We start from the raw sequence: 13,216 nt of genomic DNA, 5'->3' as shown, positions 1-13,216 counted from the left end.
GCGGGCAGCCGGACCGGTGAGGTGCGGCGCCCTCACGGAACCCGCTCCCCTCGCCCTCCTCAGCGAATCCTCAGCATCCGCGCGTGATCCTTCCCTGGACCGACCACCCATGGGAGTACCTCGTGATCACCGCCCCCACCCGCCGCCGCCAGGCTCTCGTCCTCGCCCTCGCCGTGCTCGGCGCCGCCTCCCTCGCGGCCTGCACGGCCGGGTCCGGTGCGGACGGGAACCGGCCGCGCCCGGCCGCGTCCGTCGACCCCGCCGACCGTCCCGACCTGCGGCGCTTCTACGGCCAGAAGCTCGACTGGCGGCCCTGCGGCGACCACCGGTGCGCCGCGCTCACCGTTCCGATGGACTACGCCCGCCCCGGCGACGGCAGGACGTTCGTGCTGCCGGTGGCGAAGGCGGTCACCGCGACCCCGGGGAAGCGCGTGGGTTCGCTCGTCCTCAACCCCGGTGGCCCGGGCGAGCGCGGGGTCCGGCTCATCAAGGAGGGCGTGGCCGAGGACATGGGCCGGGGACTGCGCGAGCGGTTCGACATCGTGTCGTTCGACCCGCGCGGGGTCGGGGAGAGCAAGCCGGCCCTGACCTGCCTCACCGAGGAATCCGAGGAGTCCGCGGAATCCACCCGGTCCACCGAACCGGAACCGGCGGAAGGGGCCGAGGAGCAGCCCGCGACCGCACCGCTCCACCCCCGGACGGACGCCGAGCGCGCCGACGCCCTCGCCGACGCGCGGGTGACGGCCGCCGACTGCCGGAAGGCCAGTGGCCCGCTGCTCCCGCACGTCGGGACGGACGACGCGGCCCGGGACCTGGACGTGCTGCGGGCGGCGCTCGGCGAGCGGCGGCTGACGTACGTCGGCTGGTCGTACGGCACGAGTCTGGGCACCTCGTACGCCGAGCAGTTCCCGCGCCGCGTACGGGCGATGGTCCTGGACGGGGCGGTCGATCCGTCCCTCGACTGGCGGCAGCGCATGCTCGGCCAGGCCACCGGGTTCCGGGAAGCTGTGGAGGAGTACGCCGCATCCTGCGCCGCCACGATCGGTGACGGCTGCCCCGGGGCGACGCCCGAGGAGATACGGGCACTCATCGACCGCCTCCTCGAACGGACTCGGCGCGAACCGCTGCCGGTCGACGGCTCCGCGTCCGGTCTCGACGCGGCGGGCCTGGTCGCCGCGCTGAGCCTGTCCATGTACACGCCGGAGGACCAGTGGGAGGGCCTGTCCGAGGCGCTGATCGCGGCGGACCAGGGGGACGGGACGAAGCTGGCGGCCCTGGCGTCGGGCGAGGAGGAGCCCCCGGCGACCGACGCGGAGACGGACCCCGACGCCGACCCCGAGGCCGATCCTGAGTCCGACACCGATCCGGACGCCGACACCGAGACCGAGACCGACCCCGGCTCCGAGGAGTCCGGGTCCGGGAGCGACGTCCCCGAGGACAACTCCGACGCCGCTCTCATCGCGATCAACTGCCTCGACGTCCCCCACCCTCGCGACGCGCGGGCCTACTGGGACGCGCTCGCCCCCGCCGAGAAGGCCGCGGGCGTCTACGGCTCGACCGGTGTGACGAACGAGCTGGTCTGCCGGGACTGGCCCGCCGGTCCCGGGCGTCCGCACCGGGTGCACGCCCCGGGGGTGCCGCCCGTCCTCGTCGTGGGCACGACGGGCGACCCGGCGACGCCGTACGGGGAGGCGGTGAGCCTGGCGCGCCAGTTCCCCGACGGCATGCTGCTGTCGTTCGACGCGACCGGCCACACCGGGTACGGCCGTGACGCCTGCGTCGACGAGAAGGTCGAGGCGTATCTGATCGCGCTCACCAGGGTCCGGCCGGGAACCACGTGTACGGCGTGAGGGCCGGAGGCCCAGACGGGCACTGACGGGCACTGACCGGAGCTGTCAGGCGGGCTCCGGCGGATCGAGCAGGTCGAGTTCCGCCGTGAGCGCGGCGGCAAGGGCGTCGAGGTCGGGGACCGCCGCGCCGTCGGCGACGAGGCCGATGTGGACCTGGCCGCCGTACGGGGACATGGCGACGGCGAGGGACTGGCCGCGGGCCAGCGGGGCCATCGGGTAGAGCGCGCGCAGCGGGGCGCCGCCGAGGGAGAGCGCCGAGCGGGGCAGGGGCACCTGGGTGACCAGCAGGTCGAAGAGGAGCCGGGCCGCGCCGGCGGCGAGGGGGGCGCCGAAGCGGTGGGCGAGCGGGTGCAGCTGGTCGGCGAGGAGGGCGACGGCACCGGCGCCCCTGAAGGGCCCGGCGGCCTTGTTGCGGTCCATGGCGTGCCGGACGGCGGCCAGTCGGGCGGCCGGGTCGGCTTCGGTGACGGGCAGGTCGAGCAGGTAGCCGGAGAGGCTGTTGCCGGGGCCGGGCGGGGCGCCGGGGCGTCGGCGGGAGACGGGGACGAGGGCCCGCGGGTCGGCTTCGGGCAGGGGCAGGCCGCGTCCGTCGAACCAGCGGCGCAGGGCGCCGGCGACGACGGCGAGGAGGACGTCGTTGGCGGTGCCGCCCGTGCCGCGGCGGACCCGGTGGACGCGGTCGAGGGGCAGGCTCGCGGTGGCGATGCGCCGGGTTCCGCTGGATTCGGCGGCGAGCGCGGTGGTGGGACGCCCGTCGAGGCGGCCGGCGCGGGCGACGGAGGACCCGACGACCGAGGCGCCCACCTCGACGGCCCGGCCGAGGTCGCCGAGGCGGTCCCTGGCCATGCCGAGGAGCCGTCCGGGGCCGGGGAGCCAGGAGCGTGGCGGCAGGGGGCGGGGGCGGCGCGCGGGGCGGTGTCCCGCGGCGATCTCGTCGAAGATCCCGGCGCCGATGGCGACGGCCCGCATGCCGTCGGCGAGGGCGTGGTGGAGTTTGACGAGGACGGCGAAGGAGCCGTCGGGGGCGCCGCTGAGCAGGTACATCTCCCAGGGCGGCAGGCCGCGGGCGACGGGGCGTTCCATGAGTTCGGCGGCGAGCCGGGCGGTCTCGGCCGGGAAGTCGGCGCCGGGCAGGGAGATCTCGTGGACGTGGCGCTGTACGTCGAAGTCCGGGTCGGCGCTCCAGGCGGCGCCGCCGACGGGCAGCAGGACGTCGCGGACGCGCATGCGGAGCCGGGGGACGGCGGCGGCGCGGCGGGCGAGCAGGTCCAGGACGTCCAGGGGGTCACGGCCGGGCTCGCCGTCCGGGGGGACGGGGCCGAAGTGGGCGAGGGCCCCGAGGTGCAGGGGGTGGGCGGGGGATTCGAGGTGCCAGAAGGCCAGGTCAAGCGGTGCCAGTAGCTCGCTGCTCACGGTGTCCTCATGTCCTGCGCGGAGAGGCGGGAGAGCGAAGTCAATCGCGTACCGACAGTTACGGTCAAGTACGATCAGTTCACGCTCGGTTAACACGCTCGGTCAACATTCTCAGCTCTCCAGGGTGAACTCGCACCACACGCACTTGCCGCCGCCCCGCGACTCGACGCCCCAGACGTCGGAGAGCTGGTCGACGAGGAAAAGGCCCCGCCCGGACACGCCCGCCTCCCCCGCCTCCCGGCGCCGGGGCAGAGCACTGGACCGGTCCTCCACCTCCACCCGCAGCCGGCGGCCCGTCCCGGCGAGGACCCTCAGGGTCACGATCGCCCCTCCGTCGGTGTGCATCAGCGCGTTGGTCATGAGCTCGTCGGCGACCAGTTCGATCTCGTCCGCCCGCTCCCGCGCGCCCCAGGCGCGTACGGCGGCCCTGATCATGTGCCGGGCCGAGCTCAGCGCCTCGGGGTCGTTCTGGGCCACGTGCTGCCGGAACCGCCCGGCACCGTGAGCCGCCGCCGCCCCGTGGCGGCGCAGCAGCAGAATGGCGACGTCGTCCTCGCCGCCCCGGTCGGCGACGACCTCGCAGAGGTGGTCGGCGAGTTCCTGGAGGTCGGCGGGCCCGCGCCGGACGAGGGCGGAGAGCCATTCGAGGCCCTCGTCGAGGTCGGCGCCCGGCTTCTCGACCAGGCCGTCGGTGTAGAGCATGAGGGTCTGACCCGGGTCCAGTTCCAGGGTGGTCACCGGATAGTCGAGGCGCCCGAACTCCGCGGAGAGGCCGAGCGGCAGTCCGCCCTCCACCGGGAGTCTGTGGCTGCTGCCGTCGATCTCCCTGAGCAGCGGGTCGACATGGCCGGCGCGGACCACCTGGACGACCCCGGTGCCGAGGTCGACCTCGGCGTAGGTGCAGGTCGCGAAGCGTTCGGTGTCGAGCTCGTGCAGGAAGACGGAGGCGCGGGCCATCACCGTGGCCGGGGGGTGGCCCTCGGCGGCGTACGCGCGGAGCACGATCCGCAGCTGGCCCATGACGGCCGCCGCGTGGGTGTCATGGCCCTGTACGTCGCCGATGACGGCGCCGACGCGTCCGCCGGGCAGCGCGATGATGTCGTACCAGTCGCCGCCGATGTCCCGGCCGAGGCGGGCCGAGCGGTAGCGGACGGCGGTCTGGGCGCCGGGCACCTCGGGGATCCTGCGCGGCAGCATCGCCTGCTGGAGGCCCTCGGCGAGGTCGTGCTCCTGCTCGTAGAGCATGGCCCGCTGGAGGCTCTGGGCGATGCTGCTGCCGAGGGCGACGAGCAGGGTCCGCTCGTCCTCGCTGAAGCCGGTCCTGTCGCTGTAGAGCAGGCCGAGTGCGCCGATGGGCCGGGCTTGGGCGATGAGCGGCAGATAGGCGGCGGCGGTGATGCCGAGCCCGCTGATGTGGGGCCAGAGCACCGGGAAGGAGCGGGCGAAGTCCGCGGCGGAGTCGATGAACCGCGGGCGCAGGGTGCGGATCACCTCGCTCATCGGGTACGGCTCGTCCACCCGGGTGAAGCGGGTGCCCGGCACGAAGGCGCCGTCGGGTCCTTCGGCGACGAGATGGATGCGGCCGGCCTCGAGGAGGCCCATGACGAGGCTCGCGGCGCCGAAGTGTTCGAGCGCGTGCGAGTCGTTGAGCAGGTCGATGACGTCCTGCACGGTCCGCGCGTAGGCGAGGGCCGCTGTGGTGCCCTCGACGACGCCGGCACGCTTGCGGCGGCCCTCGTCGAGGCCGAGCCGTGCGGCGGACTCGGTGAGTTCGTGGGTGGCGTCGCGGACGACGCCGACGATGCGCACCGGGCGGCCGGTGTCGTCGCGGTGGACGAGTCCCTGGGTGTGGGTCCACTGGTGGCCGCCGTCGCGGCGGCGGATGCGGAAGTAGGCGCCGTACTGCTCGCTGCCGTCCTTGAGCGCCTGGGTGACGAGGGTGTCGAGGCGGCGGCCCTCGTCGGGCAGGACCCGCGAGCCGAGGGTCTCGGGGCGGTCGTCGTACTCGGCACGGTCCATGTCGAAGACGTCGAGGGCGGCCTCGTCCATGACCATCGTGCCGGCGACGAGGTCCCAGTCGAAGCCGCCCATCCGGAAGGCGGAGCCGTAGTCGGCGAGGATCCGGGCCCCGACGCCCCGCCCCTCCTCCGCGCGGCGGAGCCGCTCGACCGCCTCCCCGCCCCCGCTGACCGCGTTCATGGGGCCACGCTAGGCGCAGCCCCGCCCGTGCGCACCAGGTAGATCCGTTTCACCCTTCGAAGGTCTCCGGCTGCTCCGGGACCGGTCCGGCGGGGAACAGGTCCTCGGGCTGCGGTTCGCCGTCGGGCACGGCGGGCGGCTCGCCCGGGGGCTCGGCGTTCGGGTCGGGGAACGGCTCCGTGTCGGGGTCGGTGTACGGGTCGGGATAGGGCTGCGTGTCAGGGTCGGCGTACGGGTCCGGGTACGGCTCCGTGTCGGGGACCGGGTACGGGTCGGGGTCCGCGGGGCTGGGCCCGGTGTCCGTACCGTCGCTTCCCGAGGCGTCGGGGCTCTCGGGGGTCTCCGGGACCGGGGGGTCCGCCGGGGGGACGGGCGTCCCGGGCGGGGGCTCGGGGGAGGCGGGCGCCGGGGAGGTGCCGCGGTCCGGGGCGCTGGGGTCGGACGGCGTGGCGGGGTCGGGGGTGCCGGAGCCGGTCAGGCGGCATTCGTCGGGGTCGCAGGCCGGTTCCACGGCGGGCTTGCGGTCCTTGTCGCCGTGGGTTCCGGTGAGCCGTTCGATCCAGCTGCGGTCGGCGGCGTTCACGATGACCAGGCTGGTGACGACGGCGGTCGTCGGCCGGACGACGATCACGCGGTCGGGGTCGAAGCCGTCCCAGGGGTCGCCCTGGTGGACGGCGCCGGGGGCGGGGGCCGGGGCGCGGAGCGGGTTGCCGCAGGCGCAGCGGACGCGCGGGGAGCCGTACTGGTCGACGAGGACCGCCGTACCGGCCTGCAGGACGGCCTGGAAGGCGTCGGCCCGACGCTCGCGGTAGCCGTGGTTGGTGACCCGGGTGTCGGCGCGCAGGACGACCGGGGTGAGGCCGCGCAGCCAGCCGGCGACGTTGGTCTCGGGGATCCCGGCTGCCTCGGCGAAGGCGCGGGTCCTGTCCTGGTCGGCGGCGAGGTAGGAGACCTGCTGTTCGACGTCGCAGCTGCCCTCCGCGCGCGTGCCGCCGTAGAGCCCGGGGGTGGAGCCGGTGACCTCGCGGACCTGTTCGGCCGCGGGGTTCCGGTCGTGGTCACCGGGGGGCCGCGTCGCGGTGTGCCGGGCGGTGGACTTGGTGAAGGGGTCGGGCCCCTGCTCGGCGACGGCCTGGAGGAAGACGTCCTGCGTGTCCGCGGCGGCCGGCTGGGCACCCGCCCCGGCGCCCTCCCAGGCGGCGGAGCAGCCCGCGAGCAGCAGGGAGGCGGTGAGCGCCGCGAGCGCCGAGCGGGCGGCGGCGCGGGGGGTCGCGCGTGCCGAGCGTACGGCGGCGGCGCCAGGGGTCGCGCGTGCCGAGCGTACGGCGGCGGCGCCAGGGGTCGCGCGCGCCGAGCGTACGGCGGCGGCGCCAGGGGTCGCGCGCGCCGAGCGGACGGCTGCGCGGGCGGCGGCGCGGGCGGCGGCGCGGCGAATCGCGCGGGGAGCCGCCGGGGTCCGCCACGTACGGCAGGGGGCTGAGCGCACCTGGTTCTCCCGTTCTCTCTCCCCCGGGCCACGACGCCCGGTTCCGGCCAGTCCCTCATATCTGTCGCAGTACGCGGACCGCCGCAAGCGGAGGGCGGCCGACCGGGTCTCGGGGGTGCCTTGCCGATCGGGCCGGGCTCGCGAACCGATCGGACCGGGCCCGCGGCGCGTGGCACCGCACCTCGCCCCCCAATGACGCGACCAGCCACTTGAACGCGTTCAAGAAAGGCTCTACGCTCGGACTCGGCAGTTGAACACGTTCAAGTCGGGGTGGTGGCGCATGACCGCACTGTCGGTCCTGGTAGGCACGGTCGTGACGATCGGCATGCTCTGGGTGGTCCCCACCGGGCTCGCCCTCCTCGACGGACCCCGTCCCCCCGGATGGGACGCGATCCGGCGCGCCTGGCCCCTGTTCGCCGTCCCCGGAGCAGTCAGCCTCTGGCTCCCCCGCTCCGGCCTCGCCACCGCGCTCGCCGCCGTCTACGCGCTCGCCACGCTGGCACTCGCGCTCCAGGCCCCGGCCCGGCTGTTCCTGACCCGCTCGCTCAGGGCCGGGGAGGTGGCCGTCCTCACCGCCCTCGTCGCCCCGTCGGTCGCCGGTCTCGCGCTCGTCGCCGAGCGGGCCTCGTACCCGCTGTTCGGCTTCGACCTGGACATCCTGGCGCTGACCGTCCCGCACTTCCACTTCGCGGGCTTCGCCGCCGCCCTGGTCGCCGGCCTCCTCTGCCGCGTCTCCGACGCCCCCGCCGCCCGCTTCGCCGCGCTCAGCGTTCCCGCCGGCACCCTGCTCGTCCTGCTCGGCTACTTCGTCGACGACTGGGCCGAACTCGCGGGCGCGGTCGTCCTGACGGCCGGCATGACGGCGGTCGCCTTCCTAACCCTCCGCGAGCGCCGCGAGACCGCGACCGACCGCCTCACCCGCGCGCTCCTCGCCGTCTCCGCCCTCGTCCTCTTCGTCACCATGCTGCTCGCCCTGAGCTGGGCACTCGGCGAGGCGACCGGGCTGCCCCACCTCGACCTGACCTGGACCGCCGCGACCCACGGCCTGGGCAACGCCCTCGGCTTCACCGTCTGCGCCCTGCTCGCCCGCCGCCGACTCGCCGGCACCCCCGTACCACCCACCACCCCGACGGCCCGCCCGCGAACGGAGCTTCCGGCATGACCCGCCTCATGGACAGCCTGTCCCGGACCCCACGCCCCCGCCCGACCCTCACCTACCCCGAGGTCGGCGCCACCCGCACCCCGGAGGCGCTCCCCGAGGGCTACCACCACCTCCGGCACACCGAGACCGTCGGTCACGGCCGCGCCGCCTTCGAGACCGCGGGCGCCGCCGTCACCACCTGGCGGATGCACCGGGCCTCCGGAGCGCGCGTCCTCGCCGATCCCGGCCGCACCGAGCCCGGCGCCACGGTCGAGGTGTCGGCGGGCGTCGGCCCGCTCCGGATCGGCGTCCCCTGCTCGGTGATCTGGACGGCGTACGAGGAACACCGCACCGGCTTCGCGTACGGCACGCTCACCGGGCATCCGGAGTGTGGCGAGGAGTCCTTCGTGGTCGACCTGGAGCCGGACGGCACGGTCCGGTTCACGGTGACCGCGTTCAGCCGCCCCGCCACCTGGTACACCCGCCTCGGCGGCCCCGTGGTCCCGCTGCTCCAGCGCGCGTACGCGCGACACCTGGGCCGGGCGCTCCGGCGCCTCGTCAGGGAGTGATCGGGGGCCGATACTGGAGGTGATGGAGTGGTTCACCGCACCCGATTACTGGCTGAGCCGGATCGTCTTCCAGCGGGGGCTCGCCGGGATCTACTGCGTCGCCTTCCTGTCGGCGGCCCTCCAGTTCCGGGCGCTGATCGGAGAGCGCGGCATGCTCCCGATACCGGAGTACGTGCGCGTGACCCGGCCCCGCCACACGCCCTCGCTCTTCCACTGGCGCTACTCCGACCGTCTCTTCGCGACCGTCGCCTGGAGCGGGGTCGCGCTCTCCCTCGCGCTCGTGGCGGGCGCCGGTGACGCGGTGCCGCTGCCCGTGTCGATGCTGCTGTGGCTGCTGCTCTGGGGGCTGTACCTGTCGATCGTGAACGTGGGCCAGACCTGGTACTCCTTCGGCTGGGAGTCGCTGCTCCTGGAGACCGGATTCCTGGCGGTCTTCCTCGGCAACGACGACACGGAACCACCGATCCTCGTCCTGTTCCTGCTGTGGTGGCTGCTGTTCCGGGTCGAGTTCGGCGCCGGGCTCATCAAGATCCGCGGCGACCGCTGCTGGCGCGACCTGACCTGCCTCTACCACCACCACGAGACCCAGCCGATGCCCGGCCCGCTGAGCTGGTTCTTCCACCACCTCCCCCGCCCGCTGCACCGGGTGGAGGTCGCCGCCAACCATGTCGTCCAGCTGGTCGTGCCGTTCCTGCTCTTCACCCCGCAGCCGGTCGCCTCGATCGCGGCCGGTCTGATGATCGCGACACAGCTGTGGCTGGTGCTCTCGGGGAACTTCGCCTGGCTGAACTGGATCACCATCGTGATCGCCCTCTCCGCCGTGGACGCCTCCGCACTGACCGGCGACCACCCCCAACCGGATCCGCCGCTCTGGTACGTGGTCCTGGTCGTCGGGCTGACCGCGTTCGTCCTGGTACGGAGCTACCGCCCGGTGCGCAACCTGCTCTCCCGGCACCAGGCGATGAACCGCTCGTACGACCCGTACCACCTGGTCAACACGTACGGGGCCTTCGGCACCGTGGGCCGGGTCAGGGACGAGATCGTCGTCGAGGGCACCGACGAGCCGGTGCCGCACCCGGGCACGGTCTGGCGGGAGTACGGCTTCAAGGGCAAGCCGGGCGACCCGCGCCGGCTGCCCCGGCAGTTCGCCCCCTACCACCTGCGGCTCGACTGGCTGATGTGGTTCGCGGCGCTCAGCCCCGGGTACGCGCGCGCGTGGTTCGGGCCGTTCGTCGAGCGGCTGCTCGACGGCGACCGGGACACCCTGCGGCTGCTCGCCCACAACCCCTTCCCCGACACGCCGCCGACCTTCGTCCGCGCCCGGCTGTACCGCTACCGGTACACGACCTGGCGGGAGCTCCGCGAGACCGGGGACTGGTGGCACCGGACGCTCCTCCGCGAGTATCTGCCGCCGACCCGGCTGCGGAGACGGGCGGGCACACCGACCTGAGCGAGACCGGCCGCCCCACGGAGCAGCGGTGAGGACAGCGGAAAACCCCGGTGCCCCCGGCCGAAAACGGCGGGGGGCACCGGGGTGTGAAGCCAGGACTCAGTCGATGCCGGGCAGGATGTGGGGCTCGGCGAGGTCGTCCTCGTAGCCCGCGAGCCGGATCGGGGCCGCGTGGGCCCAGACTTCCAGACTCCCCAGCTCGCCGTTCTTGCGCGGCCGGTCGTTGCGTTCGGCCGGTCGCGGTTCCTGCTTCGTCAGTTCGGGTGTCACCGCGCACTCCTTTGTGTCGCGTACCTGTGGGACAAGTGCCGGTCGGTCGCGGTGGCGCCGTTCGTCGGGCAGGACCGCGGCCTTGGTGGCAGGCCAGTCCCTGATCGGCCGTGAGGACGGTGTGTCTCCTCGGTGGCCGACCGTGAACATCAGAGTAACCAAATGAGCGCGTCCGCGCTCTACCGGGCTCCGAAGTGTGACGCGATCGGGTGAAGAGGACCGAAAGAGCGCCCCACCGGACGGTGGGGCGCTCTTGTCAGGACGGCGCGAACCCGCGTGTCGGCGGTTCGGGAGACGGTCTCCTACCAGTTGGCGGGGGCGTAGTCCTTCAGGAAGCAGCCGTAGAGATCCTCGCCCTCCTCGCCGCGCACGATCGGGTCGTACACCCGGGCCGCGCCGTCGACCAGGTCGAGCGGGGCGTGGAAGCCCGCCTCGGCGAGGCGCAGCTTGTCGAAGTGCGGGCGCTCGTCGGTGATCCAGCCGGTGTCGACGGAGGTCATGAGGATGCCGTCGGTCTCGAACATCTCCTGGCCGCTGGTCCGCGTCACCATGTTCATCGCCGCCTTCGCGGCATTCGTGTTCGGGTGGCCCGCACCCTTGTAGCCGCGGCTGAAGACGCCTTCCATCGCGGAGACGTTCACGACGTAGGAGCGGCCGCTGGCGGCCTTCTTCGCCGCCTCGGCCATCGCCGGCCGCAACTTGCTGATGAGGATGAACGGCGCCGTGTAGTTGCACAGCTGGGTCTCGAGCAGCTCCACGGGGGAGATCTGCTCGATGCTCTGCACCCAGGTGTTGCTCTCGACGACGTCCGGCACCAGGCCGCCCGCGTCGATGGCGGTGCCGTCGAGGTGCCGGGCGATGCTGGCGTTCCCCGCGACGAGGGCGAGGTCGGCGACCTGCTGCGCGTCGAGGTCGCTCACACCGGCGGGCAGCGCGGACGACGAGCCGAGCTCGGCGACGGCGCCGGAGTTGAAGGCGCCGATGACGTGCCGCTCGGGAAGGTCCCCGGCCGGCAGCGGGGCCTTCTCGCCCTCGACGAGGGCGGCGTACGCGGACGGCAGCCGGCGCACGGTCTGCGTCGCGTTGTTGATGAGGATGTCCAGCGGCCCGTCCTCGGCCATGCGGTCGGCGAGGGCCACGGCCTGGGCCGGGTCGCGCAGGTCGATGCCGACGACCTCCAGACGGTGGATCCAGTCCCCGGAGTCCTCCATCGCCTTGAAGCGGCGGACGGCGTCCTTGGGGAAACGGGTCGTGATGGTGGTGTGGGCGCCGTCGCGCAGCAGCCGCAGCGCGATGTACATGCCGATCTTGGCCCGGCCGCCCGTGAGCAGCGCGCGCTTGCCGGTCAGGTCGGCGCTCGCTTCGCGCTTGGCCCGGTTCAGCGCCGCGCACGGCTGGCAGAGCTGGTGGTAGAAGTAGTCGACCTCGACGAACCGCGACTTGCACACGTAGCAGGAGCGCGGACGCTGGAGTATCCCGGCGATCCGGCCCTCCTCGGTGACCGAGGACGGGAGGATGCCCTCGGTCTCGTCGTCGATGCGCTGCGCGGAGCCGGTGGCGGTGGCCTCGGTGACCGCCTTGTCGTTGGCGGTCTTGGCGGCCCGGCGCTCCTGGCGACGGCGCTGCTTCACGGTCCGGTAGATCCCGGCGGTGGCGCGCCGGACACGGATCGCGTCCGGGTGGTCGACGTCGAGCTTGTCGAGCTCGTCGAGGACGCTGAGGCAGACGGCCAGGCGCTCGGGGTCGACGCCCGGCCCGTAGTCCTGGTTTTCTTCGGTCACCGTCATGGCCTTCGGGTTCCTCGTTCGCTCGTACGTCGCCGCTCGTGGGCTTTCAAAAGCCCAACTTTACGGAGCGGATGGCCGCGTATCCAAACCCGTTCGGGGGGCGTGGTCGAAGACACAGTCGCCGCACAGTCCGGCGCCGGGGCAGCGGTAGTACAGACAGCAACTGGTGCGGCGCAGCCGGGGGCCACGGACCGTACCGGCGAGGTCGGGGTGGTCGAGGAGTCCGGAGACCAGCGCAGCGGCCCGTTCGGCCACGTCCGGGCGGCCCCGGGCATGTGCCCAGCGGGTCAGCTCGCGCAGGGCGCCGGCGAGGGCGGAGCCCGCGTTGCCCCAGAGCAGGCGCGGGGAGACGCGGCCGTCGCGGCGCAGCGCCGCGTGGAGCGGCACCAGGTGGGCCTCCTGGACGGCCGCCCGGAGCTCGTCCACGGTGGCGGGTCGGGTCGCGCTTCCGGCCCACCACAGGTCGTCGGGCGCGGACAGCGTCCCGTCCCAGTACAGCTCGGCCGGGGCGAGGGCCGGGAAGCGGCCGTGGAGCGCGGCGGGCCCGAGGGCGGTCGACCAGAGCCGGGCGGCGAGCCCGAGGTGGGCGACGGACGCCCCGACGCGCCGCTCGGGGGCGCCGAGCGACGCGGTGACCCGGTCCACGCGCGCGTGGAGGGGGCCGTCCTCCCCCGCGTACAGGAGGGCGAGCGGGCGGTGCGCTCCGCCGCTATCCGGCGCGGAGGTCCGCAGGGCGAAGAAGCCGCCCACCGATCCGCTTCCGACGAGATCCACTGGGGTCCCCCTGGTTCTGTGCGCCGGTTCTGTATGCCGGTTCTGGGTGCCGGACCTTCACGACGGGCGCTTCCACCCGATCCCGGTGCGAGGATTTTCCGACCACCGTAGCGGCCCGCCCAGCCTCCCCGGCATAGTTCGAAAAGAACCCTTTACACCCGTTCTGACCTGCACCGGTGTACATCTCCGGGCGTACGCGGCGGCCTCGTACTGCGTCGGCGGTATGCCCGAAGACGTCCCCTGGTACGACGACGCGATCGGCCGGGAAGGGGGATCG

10 protein-coding genes are annotated in these 13,216 nt (G+C 73.9%); 4 read left to right on the top strand and 6 right to left on the bottom strand.

The window, feature by feature from the left end:
• Positions 1-83 precede the first annotated feature (83 nt).
• Positions 84-1,850: an alpha/beta fold hydrolase gene (locus ACZ4VK_RS19095; protein WP_468353526.1), complete on the top strand. Its 1,767-nt coding sequence runs from the start codon at positions 84-86 to the stop codon at positions 1,848-1,850.
• 45 nt (positions 1,851-1,895) lie between these two features.
• Here the strand turns inward: ACZ4VK_RS19095 and ACZ4VK_RS19090 are convergent, their stop codons facing one another.
• The 3 genes from ACZ4VK_RS19090 to ACZ4VK_RS19080 all read right to left on the bottom strand — a co-directional run bounded on the left by ACZ4VK_RS19090 (position 1,896) and on the right by ACZ4VK_RS19080 (position 6,948).
• Complete coding sequence (locus ACZ4VK_RS19090) at positions 1,896-3,263, bottom strand: wax ester/triacylglycerol synthase family O-acyltransferase (RefSeq protein WP_468353525.1); 1,368 nt, start codon at positions 3,261-3,263, stop codon at positions 1,896-1,898.
• Between the two features lie 111 nt (positions 3,264-3,374).
• Positions 3,375-5,462 carry a SpoIIE family protein phosphatase gene (locus ACZ4VK_RS19085; protein WP_468353524.1) on the bottom strand — a complete coding sequence of 696 codons (2,088 nt, stop codon included), beginning with the start codon at positions 5,460-5,462 and terminating at the stop codon, positions 3,375-3,377.
• A gap of 49 nt (positions 5,463-5,511) precedes the next feature.
• Entirely contained in the window at positions 5,512-6,948 is a 1,437-nt protein-coding gene (locus ACZ4VK_RS19080) for a DUF6777 domain-containing protein (RefSeq protein WP_468353523.1), read from the bottom strand.
• Positions 6,949-7,237: 289 nt separating this feature from the next.
• On the opposite strand from ACZ4VK_RS19080, the gene ACZ4VK_RS19075 reads away from it, so the two are divergent.
• The 3 genes from ACZ4VK_RS19075 to ACZ4VK_RS19065 are packed head-to-tail and all read left to right on the top strand — an operon-like array spanning position 7,238 to position 10,108.
• A complete protein-coding gene (locus ACZ4VK_RS19075) occupies positions 7,238-8,110 on the top strand; it encodes a YndJ family protein (RefSeq protein ID WP_468353665.1) in 873 nt (290 codons plus the stop codon).
• Complete coding sequence (locus ACZ4VK_RS19070) at positions 8,107-8,658, top strand: DUF1990 family protein (RefSeq protein ID WP_468353522.1); 552 nt, start codon at positions 8,107-8,109, stop codon at positions 8,656-8,658. Before ACZ4VK_RS19075 ends, ACZ4VK_RS19070 begins: the two co-directional genes overlap by 4 nt.
• A 22-nt stretch (positions 8,659-8,680) precedes the next feature.
• A complete protein-coding gene (locus ACZ4VK_RS19065; protein ID WP_468353521.1) occupies positions 8,681-10,108 on the top strand; it encodes a lipase maturation factor family protein in 1,428 nt (475 codons plus the stop codon).
• A 99-nt stretch (positions 10,109-10,207) separates the two neighbouring features.
• On the opposite strand, the gene ACZ4VK_RS19060 is transcribed toward ACZ4VK_RS19065, so the two are convergent.
• From ACZ4VK_RS19060 to ACZ4VK_RS19050, 3 genes are all read right to left on the bottom strand, one after another.
• Positions 10,208-10,378, bottom strand: a complete 171-nt coding sequence (locus tag ACZ4VK_RS19060) for a hypothetical protein (protein WP_198942251.1) — start codon at positions 10,376-10,378, stop codon at positions 10,208-10,210.
• Positions 10,379-10,680: 302 nt separating this feature from the next.
• On the bottom strand, positions 10,681-12,165 hold the full coding sequence (locus ACZ4VK_RS19055) for an SDR family NAD(P)-dependent oxidoreductase (RefSeq protein ID WP_468353520.1): 1,485 nt from the start codon (positions 12,163-12,165) through the stop codon (positions 10,681-10,683).
• A 60-nt stretch (positions 12,166-12,225) separates the two neighbouring features.
• Entirely contained in the window at positions 12,226-12,939 is a 714-nt protein-coding gene (locus ACZ4VK_RS19050; protein WP_468353519.1) for a (2Fe-2S)-binding protein, read from the bottom strand.
• Positions 12,940-13,216 lie beyond the last annotated feature (277 nt).

The organism is Streptomyces sp. NPDC028711 (assembly GCF_055565415.1).
Note: the sequence above shows the minus strand (reverse complement) of the source record. Positions and strands in the feature narration are given on the sequence as shown.